1 pseudogene is annotated in these 507 nt (G+C 77.3%); it reads right to left on the reverse strand.

The window, feature by feature from the left end:
* Positions 1-283, reverse strand: a pseudogene (locus RM572_RS28845) (M23 family metallopeptidase); the annotation flags it as partial.
* Positions 284-507: the final 224 nt, after the last annotated feature.

Here is a 507-nt window from a genome sequence, read left to right on the forward strand (position 1 = left end):
TGTTGCCGGAGTTGCCCACCTGCCCGATCTCCTGCCCGGCCCGGACCCTGTCCCCGGCCCTCACCTTGAGCGAGCCGCGCCGGACGTGGGCGTAGGCCGCGTACGTACCGCCGCCGAGGTCGAGGACCACGTGGTTGCCGAAGATGCGGTGCGCGCCGAGGGCCATGCGGACGTTGCCCTCGATGAGCATCAGGTAGGCGAGGGCGGGCAGCGAGTTGCGGCTCAGGTGGTCACGCTGTCCGTCGCTCACCCGGACGACCGTGGCGTCGGCCACCGCGGCCGCGATGCGTCCCGGCGCACGCTGACCCGGAGCGGTCCACCGCCACGCGCCGGACGGCCGCCCGAGCTGCGGGCGGCCGTCCGAGGACAGGGCCTAGGCTTCCGGGAAGACCGGGCGGGCCCAGCGCGGCGGCCGGGGCGGCGGCTCGGGCGTCGCCGACCAGGAACCGGCCCGCGCGTCCACCCGGGTCGGCGCGTGGTCCCCGGCCGCGATCCCGGCCGCCGCCG

The organism is Streptomyces hazeniae, from assembly GCF_031845485.1.
Classification (GTDB): domain Bacteria; phylum Actinomycetota; class Actinomycetes; order Streptomycetales; family Streptomycetaceae; genus Streptomyces; species Streptomyces hazeniae.